General features: G+C 41.0%; 10 protein-coding genes. 4 read left to right on the top strand and 6 right to left on the bottom strand.

The window, feature by feature from the left end; translation table 11 throughout:
• From BLR84_RS10800 to BLR84_RS10825, 6 genes are all read right to left on the bottom strand, one after another.
• A complete protein-coding gene (locus BLR84_RS10800; RefSeq protein WP_090467825.1) occupies positions 1-2,424 on the bottom strand; it encodes an ABC transporter permease in 2,424 nt (807 codons plus the stop codon).
• Between the two features lie 233 nt (positions 2,425-2,657).
• Complete coding sequence (locus BLR84_RS10805; RefSeq protein WP_090467827.1) at positions 2,658-3,692, bottom strand: DUF4097 family beta strand repeat-containing protein; 1,035 nt, start codon at positions 3,690-3,692, stop codon at positions 2,658-2,660.
• A 108-nt stretch (positions 3,693-3,800) separates the two neighbouring features.
• Positions 3,801-6,161, bottom strand: coding sequence for an ABC transporter permease (locus BLR84_RS10810; RefSeq protein WP_090467829.1), 2,361 nt, complete (start codon positions 6,159-6,161; stop codon positions 3,801-3,803).
• 55 nt (positions 6,162-6,216) lie between these two features.
• Positions 6,217-8,646 (bottom strand): ABC transporter permease, encoded by a 2,430-nt coding sequence (locus tag BLR84_RS10815; protein ID WP_090467831.1) that lies wholly within the window; start codon positions 8,644-8,646, stop codon positions 6,217-6,219.
• Positions 8,647-8,863: 217 nt separating this feature from the next.
• Positions 8,864-9,541: an ABC transporter ATP-binding protein gene (locus BLR84_RS10820; RefSeq protein ID WP_076373372.1), complete on the bottom strand. Its 678-nt coding sequence runs from the start codon at positions 9,539-9,541 to the stop codon at positions 8,864-8,866.
• A gap of 117 nt (positions 9,542-9,658) precedes the next feature.
• The gene (locus BLR84_RS10825) at positions 9,659-10,912 is read right to left on the bottom strand and encodes an efflux RND transporter periplasmic adaptor subunit (protein ID WP_090467833.1); all 1,254 of its coding nucleotides are present in this window, start codon (positions 10,910-10,912) and stop codon (positions 9,659-9,661) included.
• 426 nt (positions 10,913-11,338) lie between these two features.
• On the opposite strand from BLR84_RS10825, the gene BLR84_RS10830 reads away from it, so the two are divergent.
• The 4 genes from BLR84_RS10830 (at position 11,339) to htpG (ending at position 17,021) form a co-directional block, all read left to right on the top strand.
• On the top strand, positions 11,339-12,694 hold the full coding sequence (locus BLR84_RS10830; RefSeq protein WP_090467835.1) for a sigma-54-dependent transcriptional regulator: 1,356 nt from the start codon (positions 11,339-11,341) through the stop codon (positions 12,692-12,694).
• Complete coding sequence (locus BLR84_RS10835) at positions 12,684-14,033, top strand: sensor histidine kinase (RefSeq protein WP_090467837.1); 1,350 nt, start codon at positions 12,684-12,686, stop codon at positions 14,031-14,033. The genes BLR84_RS10830 and BLR84_RS10835 overlap by 11 nt, the downstream gene beginning before the upstream one ends.
• 131 nt (positions 14,034-14,164) lie before the next feature.
• Positions 14,165-14,698 carry an NADPH-dependent FMN reductase gene (locus tag BLR84_RS10840; protein ID WP_090467839.1) on the top strand — a complete coding sequence of 178 codons (534 nt, stop codon included), beginning with the start codon at positions 14,165-14,167 and terminating at the stop codon, positions 14,696-14,698.
• A 439-nt stretch (positions 14,699-15,137) separates the two neighbouring features.
• Positions 15,138-17,021: a molecular chaperone HtpG gene (gene htpG / locus BLR84_RS10845; RefSeq protein ID WP_090467841.1), complete on the top strand. Its 1,884-nt coding sequence runs from the start codon at positions 15,138-15,140 to the stop codon at positions 17,019-17,021.
• Positions 17,022-17,123 lie beyond the last annotated feature (102 nt).

Consider the following 17,123-nt stretch of genomic DNA (forward strand, 5'->3'; position numbering starts at 1 on the left):
TTATTCGCTACGTAAACTTTTTACCGGGTTGGCCATTGCCGCTTTGATAGATTGAAAGCTAATGGTCACAAATGCGATCACCACTGCAATAACACCGGCCATTAAAAATACCCACCATTGTATACTGATACGGAAGGCGAAATCAAGCAGCCATTTACTCATGGCATACCAGGCAATAGGTAACGCAATGACCGAAGCGATGAGTACCAGTTTTAAAAAATCTTTGGATAGCTCGGTTACAATCTGAGGGATACTCGCGCCCAATACTTTGCGTACCCCGATCTCTTTAACTCGTTGGGTAATGGTGAAGGCCGATAAGCCAAACAATCCCAAACAAGCTATAAATATAGCGATGAAAGAAAATATGGTGAATAAATTAGCCTGCTGTTGTTCGCTATAGTATAATCTCTGGAAACGTTCATCTAAAAATGTATACTCAAATGGTTTTTCGGGTTGTAATTTCAACCAGGCTTCCTGAATGGTATTGATGGATGAACTGATATTATTCCCCGCAATTTTAATCGATAATCTTCCGTAATGACCTTCACTGGCCATACGGAATAACAAAGGAATGATACTTTGATGCAACGACTCAAAATGAAAATCATTTACCACGCCGATCACCTTACCTTTTACCCCCCCATAGGCCAAATCTTTTCCAATGGCATTTTCGGGGGTTTTCCAGCCAAGTACTTTTACAGCAGCCGAATTGATCACATAATTATTACTGTCTGTACCAAAATCCCGCGAAAAATTGCGCCCGGCAGCCATCTTCATACCAAAGGTGGGTATAAAGCCATAATCAGTATTTACATATTTAACATCCGCTTTAATCGGCTGGGATTTAGCCCCCTCAAAAACAGATATTCCCTGATCATCCAATAAACGGCCGGATGGGACTCTTGACGAGCGTCCTAATTCCTTGATATCAGCGTTTTTCAGCAGCTCATTTTTAAAGGCTTCAAACTGACTATTAGAAAATGGGTTATCCATCGTAATAACATGCTCTTTATCAAATCCAAGCGATTTTTGCTGTATATATCTTAACTGCTGAAATACAATGGTTGTGGCCACTATTAATACAATAGAAACAGAGAATTGTACCACCACCAAAACTTTGCGGAATGATACACCTCCTGAACTTACCTTTAATAACCCCTTCAATACCTTTACAGGTTTAAAGGATGACATGAATAATGCCGGATATATTCCGCTGAGAATACCCACAAAAAATGGCAGTATAATTAGAGAGGCCAATAGTTTAGGCTCATACAAACCATGAATACTTAAGCCCAGATTCGAAAAACCATTTATAAATGGTATCATTAACCAGGTAAGTACTAATGCCAGGATTAGTGCAAAAGCAGTGATCAATATTGATTCACTTAAAAACTGGGTGATTATTTCTTTCCGTTGTGCCCCTATCACTTTCCGGATACCAATTTCACGCGCCCTTAAAGCTGACCGTGCAGTTGACAAATTCATGTAATTGATACAGGCTATCAACAGAATAAATAAGGCAATAGCCGAAAATATGTAGACCCGTTTGATATCACCATTGGTTTCAATCTCCGCATCCAGATGGGAATGTAGATGTATGTCTAATAACTTCTGAATATGTAATTTGCTATTTTTTGATTCCTGGAAATTGCCTGGTTGTCCAGGGAAATGAACATACTTATTTAAAAAAGCAGGGAATAAGGATTCCATATGCTCCACATTGTAGTTTGGTGGTAAAAGCATATAGGTGTAAAAATCATTATTACCCCAATTGGTGCGTAATTGTTTGTCGCCATATATTGTACTATCTTTTAAGGTAATAAAAGACAAAAGCATTTCAGGATGAAGATGTGAGTTAGCCGGGAACGGTTTATAAATGCCGGTAACTTTAAAATTGAACTGGTTATCCAGTCTGATCTCCTTATTTATCGGATCCTCATTGCCAAAATACTTACGGGCCATGTCTTCTGTCATCATCACTGTAAAAGGATCGGAAAGGGCTGTGGCCGGATCTCCCTTAATTGTTTTTACGGTAAAAACATCCACAAAACTTTCATCAGCAAAGTAGGATTCTTTTTCATTAAGCAACTTCTCTTTGTATCGCATGGTAACCGTACCTGTTCCGCGTATCTGGGTTACTTTTTTTATATCAGAAAATTCATTTTTTAACAGGGGGCCAAATGGAGGGGCTATGGAACCCAGGAAAAGGGTTTGGGCACCATCTGTAGTATTAAAGCTCCTGGTTACCCGGTAAACATTATCTGCGTTGGTGTTAAACTTATCATAACTCAGCTCATTTAAAATATATATGAGGATAAGCATACAGCAGGTTAAGCCGATGGTTAAACCAAAAATATTGATAAACGAGATAAATTTATGTCTTGTGATATTGCGTATAGCGCTCCGTAAATAATTCTTTAACATACCTGTAAATATTAAATTCTAAAACCTGATATCCCCATCCCAACTACTCCTGCTTATTGAAGGTTAAAATACGTACCAATTATATAAAATACTAACAAACAGTCGATTATATACAAATTAATATTTAAACTGTTCGCAGGCGTAACACATGGTGTCCGGTTATGATACAGTAAAAAACAAAGAAAGCCTGTCAGAAATTAATCCAACAGGCTTTTTATATGATTAATAGTTAATTAGTTCACATTCAGATTGACGCGGCCATTTCCTCTCACCTCAACCAACGAACCGCCGCCATTCAATTTGCCTTTTACCCTTTCTTTTTCTTTAGTCCCATCAAAATTTCCTGTAAAATTGGTTTCTACCTTTTCACCCCGGAGATCCAAATCAACGCCCTGTTTTGATGGCAGATCCAGGTCAATATGCCCGGAGCTCACATCTATCTTAACATACTTACCCACACTGTTAAACTGCGCGTGAAAACTTCCCGAACTGGTTGACGCATCAAGTGCGCATGACAATTGGGTGAGGTTAATGCTACCACCGCTGGTACTGGTTATCAGTTCACCATTAATGCTGTTACCACGAATACTGCCTCCACTTGTAGTAGCATCGATGTTGCCTTGCAGCCCTTCCAGTTGCAATGAACCTCCGGATGTTTCCAACCTGATGTGTCCAATACAATTAGCCGCGCTGATACTTCCGCCACTGGTCTGCAAATCAATATCCTGACCTGAATTACTAACGTGGATACTGCCACCTGATGTTCTGCCATGTATGGTGCCGGTTAACCTGTCCATATGCAGGCTCCCTCCACTGGTCTCAAAGGTTTGCTTACCGGTTAAATTATCCAAACTAATACTACCTCCGCTGGTATTCAGATCTGTGGTTACCTGTTTAGGCACAAAAACTCTGAATGAGATGTTCAGGGAGTTGTTCCAGTTAAAGAAACCTTTACTTTTGCCTTTCGCAATAGCTTGTACTTCGCCATTATTAACGGTTACCTCCAGTGTGTAATTCTCCAAACGCTTTTTTATTTCATCGTTCGAGATATCATTGTTACCATTATTACCGCTGATATAAACCTCAACCCGGGGCTCCCCAACACCCGCGCCGGTAACACCAATACTACCGCCGGATGTTTTAACTACAACCGATCTGATAGCAGATCCTGTTAGCGATTTAGTCATATAAGGGGTTTGCCCGTTACGCTGGGCAAAGGCTACACAGCTTTGACCGGCGACAAATAACAACAGTAAATATTTTTTCATGATTTTTTGTTTGGTTCATCTATAAGACCCACTTCAATACATCTTGGTTGCATCGTATTGGAAATATATCTGGATCTGACCGTAATACAATTCAAAATATGTTTACCCCTACTCGCTTCTTAAACTTTTTATCGGGTTGGTAAGAGCTGCCTTTATAGATTGAAAACTAACCGTTGCCAAGGCAATGATCATGGTTAACAAGCCTGCTGCTATAAATACCCAAACCTGAATATGAATACGGTACGTGTAGTTTTGTAACCAAACATGCATACCATACCATGCTATGGGCGACGCTATCAAAAATGATATAAGTACCAGCATTAAAAAGTCTTTGGATAATAAAGTAGTCAGGTTAGAGACCGACGCACCTAATACTTTGCGCACACTGATCTCTTTTTGACGATTTTGAGCCATGTAAGCCGCTAAGCCAAATAAACCCAGGCATGATATAAATATGGTTAAACCAGCAAACAAGCTTGCCAGTGTGCTGGTACGCTTTTCATCGTTAAATTTCCGGGCATACTCATCATCAGCAAAATGGTACTCATACGGATATTCTGAGTTATACTTTTTAAATACCCCTTCGGCCCGTTTCAGGTTCTCCGCAGTAGTATTAGCCGGATTCAATTTATAGTGCACTACATTAAACCATGATTTTGGGCCCTGTACAATCATCGGGCGAACAGGTTCATATGGTGATTCAATGATAAAATTCTTGATCACACCTATAACATGCCAGGCACGACTATCGCCATTTTTGATGATCTGGCCTATAGGGTTATTAAAACCCATAACCTTAACTGCAGCTTCATTTAGCAACATAGCAGTTGAATCTGTTGGATAAGCGTTAACATCCACATCGCGACCGGCAATTACTTTTAGCCCCATTGTTTTAACAAAGTCGCCATCGGTATTATAAGTGATAAAATCAATTTTCTGACTTTGATCCTTTCCTTTCCAATCATAACCCCAGCTATCGCTCCAACGTTGAGTGATTGGCGAGCTGGTTTTGGTTACAGACGTTGCCGCTCCGCTACTGATCAACTCGCTTCTGATCATTTTATAATTCTTTTCTATACTACCCATCATCATGGTATAAACCAGGTTATCTTTTTTATAACCCAACTCACGATCTTGCGCATACTGCATTTGGTTGCGGACAATAATTGTACAAATGATGAGTACAATGGCGAAGGTAAACTGTAGAACCACCAGTAACTTACGCGGCGTAACCAAAGCATTTGCCGCCTTGAATGTGCCCTTTAATACGCTTACCGGCTTAAATGATGATAAATAAAAGGCAGGATAACTGCCGGCTATAACACCGGTTAATAATATAAATATCAGGCAGATAAGCCAGAATCCAACATTGCCAAATGGTATAAACAGCTGTTTATCTGTCAATTGATTAAAGCCCGAAAGACTAATTTGTACTATAATCAGCGCGACTGTACCGGCAATCAGGGCCAGTAATATAGATTCGCCAAGAAACTGACCTATAAGCGAACCTTTTTGAGCGCCCACTACTTTGCGAATGCCTACTTCCCGTGCGCGCCGTTCACTTCGGGCTGTACTCAGGTTCATGAAGTTGATACAGGCAATGAGCAAAATAAACATAGCTATCACCCCAAACAACTTTACGGTGTTGATACGGCCACCCACTATTTTGCCGTTTTCAAACTCCGAATACAAACGCCATTTGCTGGCAGGGTGCATAAAAACGTCACCATCTTTTTGGTCGGAGTGCGATCTGGTTATATTTTGCACCTGTTTATTTAAGGAGGCTTCAGAAACATTGGGTTTGGCCAGCACCCAGGTTTGTACCGAGTTATTACCCCAGTTTTTTTCATCCTCGTGCTCTGTTTTTATCAAATAACTCCAGGGTATCAGGTATTCAAAGTTAAATCGCGTATTATTAGGTAATGCCTTCAAAACCCCCGTAACGGTAAAATTGTCAACACTATCAATCCGGACAACTTTTCCCATCGCATCATCGTTACCAAACAGCTTTTTGGAAAGTTGTTCGGTGATCACAATAGAGCTTACAGTATTGAGCGCTGTTTTGGAATTACCCTTCAGCAGAGGAAAACTAAACATTGTCAGGAATCCAGGATCGCTAAAATAACCAGGAACGTTCAGGTGTTTATCGCCAACAGTAAATAAAAAATTAGCCGATGTAGATCTTGTAACATCCTCTACTCCTGGATATTCCTGCTTTAAAGTTTTAGCCATTACTTTTGGTGTAGTAGACCAACACCAGAGTTTGCCATCAAAAACAGCCCTGTTATAAGCCAGATACAAGCGCGACTTATTGGTATGAAACTGGTCGTAACTCACTTCGTTCTGGATCCAGAATAAAATAAGTGCGGCACTGGCCATACCGATGGCCAATCCTGCTATGTTTATCAGCGAAAATGATTTATGTCGCAATAAATTTCGCCAGGCTATTTTTATAAAGTTTTTGATCATAATAATTGAAATTCTAATTTCTAAATTCTAAATCGCTTTCTGCTTTCAACACCCCTTACTCAGTCTTTAAACTCTCAACCGGATTGGCAATTGCAGCCTTGATCGATTGAAAACTTATGGTGATAACAGCGATAAACAGAGCGGCCAAACCAGCCAGCACCAAAACCCACCACTGGATATTTATCCGGTAAGCAAAACCTTGCAGAAACCATTTATTCATAAAGTACCAGGCCAATGGTGTGGCAATCAAAATAGAAATGAATACCAGCTTAATAAAGTCTTTAGATAGCATGCCCGCAATAGCCGACACACTGGCACCCAATACCTTGCGTATGCCTATTTCTTTGGTGCGCTGCTCGGCAGCGTAGGCAGCCAGGCCAAATAAACCCAAGCAGGCAATGAGAATGGCCAGCGAGGTAAATACAATAAATATCTGGCCTGTACGCTGTTCTGTGCGGTAAGAAGCATCAAACTCCTGATCCATAAATGAGTAATCGATCTGTACATTGGGAGATAATTCCTTCCATTTATTTTTTATTTGAGATAACAAGGCTGGCAGATTTTTAGTATCAACCCTGATACTTAAAGCACCTGTATTTTCGGCAAGTGTCATCACCACCGGACCTATACTTTCGCGCAGGGAATTAAAATTAAAATCTTTCACAATCCCTACTACGTGGTATTTCTTTACATTATCCAGCGTATTTTTGCCTCCCTGGCTTTTATACAGGATTTTATTGACATCATTAAATCCCAGGAACCTGGCGGCCGATTCATTGAGTATAATACCAGCGGAATCTGTGGGCATATCTTTGGAGAAGCTGCGCCCTGCCACCATCTTCATGCCAAGTGTTTTTACATAATCCTCATCAATTTCCCAGCTTTGGGGAAACAGAGATTTTTTTTGATCAAGGGTGGCATCTTTATAGTAGATGGCTGTGCTTTTCCAATTGGAAGTAGGGAGGAAACCCGTCATGGTGGCATTGATAACACCCGGAATTTCTTTCACCTCTTGTTTAAATATTTTAGCCTGTTTGTTAAGCTCAAAAACATTTTGAACAATGAGTACCTGGTTACGGTTATAACCTAAATTTTTTGTCTGGATGTAATTTAACTGATTATATATCACCAATGTACCAATGATCAGGAAAATAGATATGGAGAATTGAAAAACCACCAGGAAACTCCTGAGCCTGCTGCCTTTAAACCCGGTAGCTAATTTGCCTTTTAAAACATCAACCGGTTGAAAAGCCGACAGGTAAAAAGCCGGATATGAACCCGCTATTGCACCAACAAATAAGGATATGAATAATAATGCCGGAACTATCCATACTAACGACTGGCGGTTAATCTCCAGTTCTTTACCGGATAGCTGGTTGAACAACGGCAATAGAAACAAGGCTGTTATAAAGGCCAGTAAAGTAGCCACAAACGTAACCAATACAGATTCGGTTAAAAACTGGGCTATCAGCTGCTTGCGGTCGGAGCCTAAAACTTTACGCACCCCAACCTCACGCGCACGGTTTGACGAACGCGCAGTGGAAAGGTTCATAAAGTTTACACAGGCTATTAAAAGAATAAAAATGGCTATCGCCGAAAATATATAAATGTACTGTGTAGTACCATTAGGGCCTAACTCGCCGCTCAAACTCGATTTTAAGTGAATGTCCGTTAGCGGGATCAGGTTCATCCTGAAAAAGCTGCCACTTTTTTCAAAGGCATCAATGCTCATGTTTAACTGAGCCTGCATTTGCGCACCGCTGAATTTTTTTAACAGTTCCGGAAAGCTGGCTTCCAGTTTTTTGGCGTCAGAGGGGGCTTTTAATAAAACATAGGTATTATAATCACTCCTTAACCATTCATTGGAACGGCTATCAGGCCAGGTAGGCATCGACAGGAAGAAATCAAAATTGAAATGTGACTGCTTAGGCACATCACGAATAACACCGGTTACTTTAAATGGCGTATTATCATTTAACACCAGTGTTTTGCCAACAACATTAATGCTGTTGAAATATTTTTTGGCTGCAGTTTCGGTAATTACAACGCTATTAGGTTCGGCAAGGGCTGATGACGGGTTCCCGCTGATCATTGGTAAGGTAAAAACATCAAACAGCGAAGGATCGGCATAAACTACCCGGTTCTCGAGTATATTGGAATTGCCTTTTTTAACGTGCCAGCTACCGGCATTTTTTAGGCGGACAGCATTTTCAACGTAAGGATACTCTGCTTTTAAGGTTTTGGCCAGGGGCGGCATACATACAGCATACTGTACGCTGTTATCGCCCAGTTTAAGATCCTCATTTACCCGGTATATCCTGCTGGATTTGGTATTATACCGGTCATAGCTTAATTCATCAATTACGTACAGTACAATGAGCAGGCAGGTTGCCAGCCCCAAAGCCAGTCCCAGGATATTGATGGCGGTAAACCCTTTGTTTTTTTGAAGACCGCGGAAAGCTGTTTTTATATAATTCTTGATCATTTACGTAAGCGTTAAATATTTGATATTATAAAACACCATTTCCCTTTCTTTAAAACCGGCTGTTTATCCCACGTTTCTTTAAACTTAAAGGATATTGAACTATCCCCCCAGTAGCAAAAAGTAAAAAACTCAAGCTAACCCCTCCTGATAAGGAGAGGATAGCGAGGCACTTACTAACTTATTATAAACTATTTTCTTTTGGGAAGAGGCTTTTGGCTTAAACCATAATATTCTCCATTACGCTCTGACCATCCAACAAGCGGATGATACGATGACTATAACGGGCATCGTGTTCAGAGTGCGTAACCATGATAATGGTGGTGCCTTGTTCGTTCAGGTCGGTTAGCAGTTCCATAACATCGTTACCGTTGCTGCTGTCCAGGTTACCAGTGGGCTCATCCGCCAGTATCAGTTTGGGTTTGTTAACTACCGCACGGGCAATGGCCACACGCTGTTGCTGACCACCTGATAACTGTTGCGGATAGTGGTTACGACGGTGCATGATCTGCATTTTATCCAATACCTCTTCTACCCTTTTTACCCTTTCGGCTGATGCTACGCCGGTGTATATCAAAGGTAATTCCACGTTTTCAAATACGGTAAGCTCATCAATCAGGTTAAAGCTCTGGAATACGAAGCCAATGTTATGTTTACGCAGATCGGCACGTTTCCGCTCGGTAAAATGAGCTACCTCAATATCATTAAAAACATAGCTACCTGCGTCCGGATCATCCAGCATCCCTAATATGTTAAGTAATGTTGATTTGCCACAACCAGATGGGCCCATGATGGCCACAAATTCGCCGGTAGCAATTTCAATCGATAGCTTATTTAAAGCTATGGTCTCTACCTCTTCGGTACGGTAGAATTTTTCGAGATTAGTAATTTTTATCATTTGTGCCTCCTGGATCATCCCCGCCATGTGGCGGGTAGAATATTTTTTATGTTTCGTTAAGTTAATTAGTTTTATATATGATGTTTTATAGCTGCTTTTCGTTGCAGTTTTATCAATTTATTTTTTCAATATCAGTTCCTGAATATCACCATAAGTTTCATAGCTTGAGGTAATTACCTTATCGCCCGGGTTCAAACCTTGATTCACTACATAATAATCAGGGCTCGTCAGTCCAAGTTGTATATCAACTTTATAAGCACGTTTACCATCCTCGCTTACTTTAAATATCCAGTTACCACCTGTTTGCTGGAAAAAACCACCTTTAGGAACCAATATCGCCGTTCTCTCTTCGCTCAACGCCAGTCTTACCTGCAGCGTTTGTCCTTTTCTGATACCTTTTGGCACCGCACCTACAAACTGCATATCAACCTGAAACCTGCCGGCAGTTACCTGCGTAAAAACTTTTTTGATCACCAGATTATAAGTTTTATCAGCAAACTGAAAGTCGCCTTTTAAACCGGTGTAGATACGTGACAGATAATGTTCGTCAATATCAACCCTTGCCTTAAATCCCGACTGAACATCTATCTGCCCGAGGTGCTCACCTTGTTTCTTATTTTGTCCAACTTCTGCATCCATTGAGGTTAACTGGCCATCAACATTCGCTCTCAAAACCAAACTGGCTACTTTTTTACGCATCAGCTCCAATGTGGTTTTCATGTGCGCATATTGTTCCTGTGATTGCGAAGCCTGTTGCTTAACCAGCGCCGTATCCTGTACTAATATTTGTCTGGCTAATTTATAACGGTTAACCTGATAGTCGTACATATTTTTATCAGATTGATATTGTTGTAAACCAATGGCTTTTTGATCATAAAGATGTTTGTCCAGCTTATACACCCTTTCGGCCTCTTTATAAGCGTTCTCTACATCGGCCATGGTATTTAACTTGGTGATGGTATTTTGCTGCGCGTTGTTGTGCGATATCTGCATTTGGGTTTGCTCTGCGTATACAGCTGTTTCCTGGTTGGCCAGGTTTAGCTCCAGATCAGTATTGGACAGTTTTAAAATCGGGTCGCCTTTTTTGAGCGTAGCGCCATCCTCAACAAATTTTTCTTCAACAACACCGCCTTCTGTCGCATCAAGATAAATAGTGGTCAGGGGCATTACTACGCCATTAACCGGGATAAATTCCTGGAAAGGGCCTTTGGTGATAGTGCTGATGGTTATACGTTCGGTATCAACATCCAGTTTACTTTTACCCGATGTAAAATAAATACTGCCGCCAACTAATAAAATAATGCCTGTTATGCCCGCAATTGTTAGTATCCGTTTACTGTTCCAGGTCTTTTTTTCAATTTTTCTGTCCACTGTAGTTTATTATATTTTGAATAGTCATAACAAAAAGATATGCCACAAATTAAATTACTGTATTTCAATACATTAAACTAAAAATAAGCAATTGAAGCGTACGCTTCTGTTACAGCAAGTGTCCGGTTATGATACAGTGGTACAATTTTGTGGTATCCCTTCATTATTGATTTACAGTTTAATACTTGTATTATTATAACTGGTATGAAATTTAAGCATTCAATTACTAATTTGCACAAAGTTTCTAAGGTTCATAGATCATAGTTGATGGTTCATAGAAATAAAATGCTATTTGCCTTCACCCAACCTCGCTTTTGGGTAGGATTTAGGCGGGGCTAAATATTTATAAAGGCATTAATTATAAACTATCAACTACCAATTACTAACTATGATCCATGAACTATCAACTATGAACTATATAAAAATATGATATTAAAAAAAGCTACTATTTTAATTGTTGACGATGACCCGGATGTGCTGACCGCCGTTAAGCTTTTACTGAAAACAGAAGCGCAGGAAGTGATCACCGAGAAAAACCCGGAGAATTTGAATTGGTTATTGCAGCGCAACGAGGTTGACCTGGTTTTGCTGGATATGAATTTTAATAGCGCTATTAATACCGGCAACGAGGGTTTATACTGGTTGCGTAAGGTTAAGGACTGGAAGCCCAACGTATGCGTGATCATGATAACCGCTTATGGCGATATTGATCTGGCGGTACGTTCTTTAAAAGAAGGCGCTAATGACTTTATTGTAAAGCCATGGCATAACGAAAAACTGATAGCCACCATAAAAGAGCTGTTGGATAAAAAGGAAGGTGTAAAAACTACCAAAACGGCTGTTAAAAGCACGGCTGGCGATACCTCTATCCTGGGTGAATCGGAAGTGATGCAGGATATTTTTTACAAGGTGAATAAAATTGCCCCTACCGATGCTAATATCCTGCTCCTGGGCGAAAACGGCACCGGTAAGGATTTGATGGCCAAAGCTATACATGAACGTTCACTACGTGCAGATAAACCATTTATTAAAGTGGATGTAGGCGCCCTTACCGATACTTTATTTGAGAGTGAGCTTTTTGGTCACAAAAAAGGTGCCTTTACCGATGCCCGCGAAGATCGTACCGGCAGGTTTGAAGATGCACAGGGCGGTACCCTGTTCCTGGATGAAATTGGTAATATTACCCTGCAGCAACAGGCCAAATTATTAGCCATACTGCAAAACCGGCAGGTAACCCGTTTGGGTACCAACAAAGCCGTTGATATCGATATCAGGTTGATTTGCGCTACCAACGTGCCTATGCATGAACTGGCCAATGAAAACCGTTTCCGTAAGGATTTAATATACCGGATCAATACCGTCGAGATCAATATGCCCCCCTTGCGCCGCCGCAATGAAGATATTTCCATACTGGCCAGGCACTTTGCCAAATTGTATGCCAGCAAGTACCTTAAACCAGCAATGGATTTTGATGCCGCGGCTTTACAAAAATTAAAATCATACAATTACCCCGGTAACGTACGCGAACTGCAATATACTATTGAAAGAGCGGTGATCATGGCCGATGAAAACATACTGCGCCCGGATGACCTGATATTTTCGATCCTGGAAACCGCGCCCGAAACCATTGCCGATGATGACAACATCCAATTAAGCACTTTGGAAAAGAACGCTATACTACGGGTTATTGAAAAACACAATGGTAATATAACACGGGCTGCTAAAGAATTGGGATTAACCCGCACAGCCCTATACCGCAGACTAAGCAAATATGATATTTAACCGATATGAATGGCGGCTGTTGCTGCGTGTTTTCCTGATGTTTCTGGCCCTGGTTGCTGCAGCTTTTGTTATTGTTAGCGGCAAACCGCTATACCTCGTTATTTTTATCCCGCTCATCGTATACGCGGTTATCGAGATGATCCGTTTTCAGAAAAAAGCACAGGACGAGGTAAACCAGTTTGTGGAATCGATACATTACCGTGATTTTTCGAGACATTTTGACGTTCGTCGTGCACCCAATGAGCTAAAGCCATTACGTAAAGGTTTTAATGATATCAATACCACCTTTAAGCTCATCAGCCGTGAACGCGAAACACAATATCACTACTTGCAAAAGATATTGGAACTGGTGGATACCGGCATCCTGTCGTTTGAGGAAGAAACCGGCAACATCAGCTGGATCAACGAGGCTTTTAAAAACCTCATCGGTATACCCTATCTCAAAACCGTTCATTCGCTTGAAAAACGCGATCCGGCCTTGTACCATGAATTAACCATCGTAAAACCCGGCGACAGTAAGATCATCACCATCACGCGCAACCAGCAACTGGTAAAAATGCTCATCACGGCCAGTGTTATGCGCAGCGATGATATCTTGTACAAGCTGATAGCCTTTCAGAACGTTAGTGAAGCCCTGGATGAAACCGAATCAAAGGCATGGTCGAAATTACTTAACGTAATGACCCATGAGATCATGAACTCGGTGGCGCCTATATCCTCATTGGCCGATACGTTGAAGAACCGGCTGCAAAGTCCCGAAATAACCGGGGCTATTCAAAGCAGCGAACTGGAAGACCTGGAGCTGGGTATCGATACCATCAAAAGGCGCAGCGAAGGTTTACTCAAATTTACCGAAAGCTACCGTAGCCTCAACAAGATCACCAAGCTCGATCTGAATAAGATCCTGGTGCGCGACCTGTTTGAGAACCTGGCCAGCCTGATGCGCCCCACACTCGAGAAAAAGAACATCGAGCTTGAAATTATCCTGCGCGACCCTACCCTGGCCATACAGGCCGATATTAACCTGATTGAGCAAGTGATGATTAACCTGTTGGTAAACGCCATTGAAGCGGTAAAAGACCGCGATGAGCCCCGCTTAATACTTTCAGGAGAGTTACAGAATAACAGTAAAACCCTGGTAAAGGTGACCGATAATGGTTTAGGTATGCCACCTGAACTGCTCGATAAGATCTTTATCCCCTTCTTCAGTACCCGTAAAACGGGCAGCGGTATTGGACTCAGCCTGTGCAAACAGATCATGCTGCTGCATAAAGGTAATATACAGGTTCAATCAACTGAGGGCAAGGGATCCTCGTTTATTTTGCAGTTTATACCGTAACGGTCTTTATCCTTTGTAGAGACGCATATTTGCGTCTCCTAATTTAAGGGTATTCGCCGGGGCTTATGGTTTGGGCTATTTTTTCTGTATACCCTGAGACGCAAATATGCGTCTCTACAATAAATTAAAAAGTGATCAAACATAATCTCTTCGCCATTCCGGGCAGTCTGCGCTCCGGCTCATCAAACCATCACATCTTAAAATACCTGGCTACCCAAATTCCTGCGGATATTAATTACACCATATACGACGAACTGGCCCTGATACCGCCTTTTGATCCGGGCATGGATAATGATACTCCGCCGGAGTCTGTGAAACATCTGCGTGAGTTATTGGCGAATGTGGATGGCGTGATCATTTGCACACCCGAATATGCTTTTGGTGTACCCGGGCAGCTTAAAAACATGCTGGACTGGTTGGTATCCAGCAGTTCCCTGGTCGAAAAACCGGTAGCGCTTATCACCGCCTCCTTAGGCGGCGAACATGCCCATTCCTCGCTCCTGCTTACGCTGGGTGCATTAAATAGCCATGTTATTGATGGCGCTACGCTGCTTATTTCCTTTATCCGCTCCAAAATAAACGCAGATGGCCAGATCATTCATCAGGAAACGCTTAAAGATCTAAATAAGCTATTGGAAATATTTTTAAAAGCCATTCCTGCATAAGCGTTTAAAGGCACTTGATGATCCCCCGGAATTTTCGTATCTTTATATCATTAGCAGCCCGGCTCTCTTTTACTTAGAGAGCCGGGCTGTTTGGTTAAGGGACAAAGAGCCTCAAAATAGATCATTTTACACATAGGTAATTGATTATCAAATATTTAATACTTTTTAAAGTAAAAAAATCGTGTTAAAATTTGTTAAAAAGTGTTAAAATCGATGGTTTTGAGCAAGTTTTGAAGCCTTTTTGAATGAAAAACGATCAATTTTAGCCAGAAAAGTGTTAAAATTTAAGCTTTAAAAAGTCCCTTATCCAAAATTTAACATTTGCCGGCAGGCTGACCTCAAAAATCTTTACTGCCAATTTGACAACATCACACCCTTTGGAACAGGCATTGATGGCTACAGATCGAAAATCATATTAAATCAATCATATAAAAATATTATGCAAGAAAAAGGCAGTATTTCGATTCACACCGAGAACATTTTTCCGATCATTAAAAAATTCCTTTACTCTGATAATGAGATATTTCTGCGCGAGCTGGTATCAAACGCGGTAGATGCTACCCAAAAGATCAAACGCCTGGCCTCCCTGGGTCAATACAATGGTGAATTGGGTGATCTGCGTGTTGAAATAGCTTTTGACGCGGACAAAAAAACCATCACCATATCTGATAACGGTCTGGGTATGACCGCCGAAGAGATCAAAAAATACATCAACCAGATCGCGTTTTCGGGCGCTACTGAGTTTATGGAAAAATTCAAAGAAGCCAAAGACGCTAATGAAATCATCGGTCGTTTTGGTTTAGGTTTCTACTCCGCTTTCATGGTGGCTGATAAGGTTGAAATTCAGACACTTTCATACCAGGATGGCGCCGAACCAGCTTACTGGGTTTGCGATGGCAGTACCGAGTTTGAAATTGGCGAAGGTGTACTGGAAGAACGCGGTACCGAGATCACCCTGTATATCAACAGCGAATCGGAAGAGTTTTTGAATGAGCACAAACTTCAGGAGATACTAGACAAATACTGTAAATTTTTACCTGTACCTATTAAATTTGGCACCAAAACCGACAGTGAAGAAGATGGTGTTGATGAAGAAGGAAAACCCAAATACATTGATGTTCAACACGATAACATCATCAACGATACCAACCCTATCTGGACAAAAGCGCCATCAGAATTAAAAGATGAGGATTATCTTAACTTTTACAAAACGCTTTATCCTTTCAGCGAAGACCCCCTATTCTGGATCCATCTGAATGTAGATTATCCTTTCAATCTGACCGGTGTATTATACTTCCCTAAGCTGAAAAACGATTTTGAGGTTCAAAAAAACAAGATCAAACTATTCAGTCGCCAGGTATTTATCACCGACGAGGTAAAAGACATTGTACCTGAGTTCCTGATGCTGTTACATGGTGTTATTGACTCACCAGACATTCCGCTTAACGTATCCCGTAGCTTTTTACAAGCTGATAGCAACGTTAAAAAGATAAATAGCTACATCACCAAGAAAGTAGCTGATAAATTGTCAGAGCTATTTAAAACTGACCGTAAAGCATACGAAGAAAAATGGACAGATATAGGTTTGTTTGTAAAATACGGTATGGTAAGCGAAGACAAGTTTTATGACAAGGCTAAAGATTTTGTTTTGGTTACCAATACTAAAAACGAAAATTTCACCCTGCCCGAATATAAAGACAAGGTAGAAGCCGTACAAACCGACAAGGACGGTCAGCTGGTTTATATTTACACCAATGATCCGGCAAAGCAGGATGCATTTATCCAATCAGCCGGTAAAAAGGGTTACGATGTGCTGGTTATGAACTCTCCTATTGACAATCACTTTATTAGTCAGCTGGAACAAAAACTGGAAAAAACATCACTGAAACGTGTTGACGCTGATGTGGCCGATAAGCTGATCAAAAAAGATGATGCTCCGGAAACTGTTTTGACTGAAGAACAGTCGACCAAGGTGAAAGACATCTTTAACAAAGCCATTAACAAGCCAGCGTATAACGTTCAGATAGAAAGTCTTAACCCGGACGAACTGCCTGTAACTGTTACTATGGACGAATTTATGCGCCGCATGAAAGATATGGCAGCAATGGGCGGCGGTATGAGTTTTTATGGCAATATGCCCGATAATTACAAGGTAATTGTGAATGGAAATCATAAACTAATCAACCGTATATTACAAGAAGAAAACGAAGATACCCAGGCTCAATTATCAAAACAGGCATTTGATTTGGCCCTGCTTTCTCAAGGTTTATTGACCGGTGCCGAGCTTACAGAGTTCGTTAACCGTAGCGTTAATTTGATATAACTACCTGTATTTCAATAATTTGAAATAAAAAACTATTATATTAAAACTAAGCCACTCGTATAAAACGGGTGGCTTTTTATTTTAATTATTTTAGATTTGTTG

The organism is Mucilaginibacter sp. OK268 (genome assembly GCF_900103125.1).
Lineage (GTDB): Bacteria > Bacteroidota > Bacteroidia > Sphingobacteriales > Sphingobacteriaceae > Mucilaginibacter.

What these genes read in the sequence shown, in the direction of transcription:
- htpG (WP_090467841.1), top strand. Translation starts at nt 15,138, where the DNA reads ATGCAAGAAAAAGGCAGTATTTCGATTCACACCGAGAACATTTTTCCG.
- BLR84_RS10810 (WP_090467829.1), bottom strand. Translation starts at nt 6,161, where the DNA reads ATGATCAAAAACTTTATAAAAATAGCCTGGCGAAATTTATTGCGACAT.
- BLR84_RS10805 (WP_090467827.1), bottom strand. Translation starts at nt 3,692, where the DNA reads ATGAAAAAATATTTACTGTTGTTATTTGTCGCCGGTCAAAGCTGTGTA.
- BLR84_RS10830 (WP_090467835.1), top strand. Translation starts at nt 11,339, where the DNA reads ATGATATTAAAAAAAGCTACTATTTTAATTGTTGACGATGACCCGGAT.
- BLR84_RS10820 (WP_076373372.1), bottom strand. Translation starts at nt 9,541, where the DNA reads ATGATAAAAATTACTAATCTCGAAAAATTCTACCGTACCGAAGAGGTA.
- BLR84_RS10815 (WP_090467831.1), bottom strand. Translation starts at nt 8,646, where the DNA reads ATGATCAAGAATTATATAAAAACAGCTTTCCGCGGTCTTCAAAAAAAC.
- BLR84_RS10800 (WP_090467825.1), bottom strand. Translation starts at nt 2,424, where the DNA reads ATGTTAAAGAATTATTTACGGAGCGCTATACGCAATATCACAAGACAT.
- BLR84_RS10835 (WP_090467837.1), top strand. Translation starts at nt 12,684, where the DNA reads ATGATATTTAACCGATATGAATGGCGGCTGTTGCTGCGTGTTTTCCTG.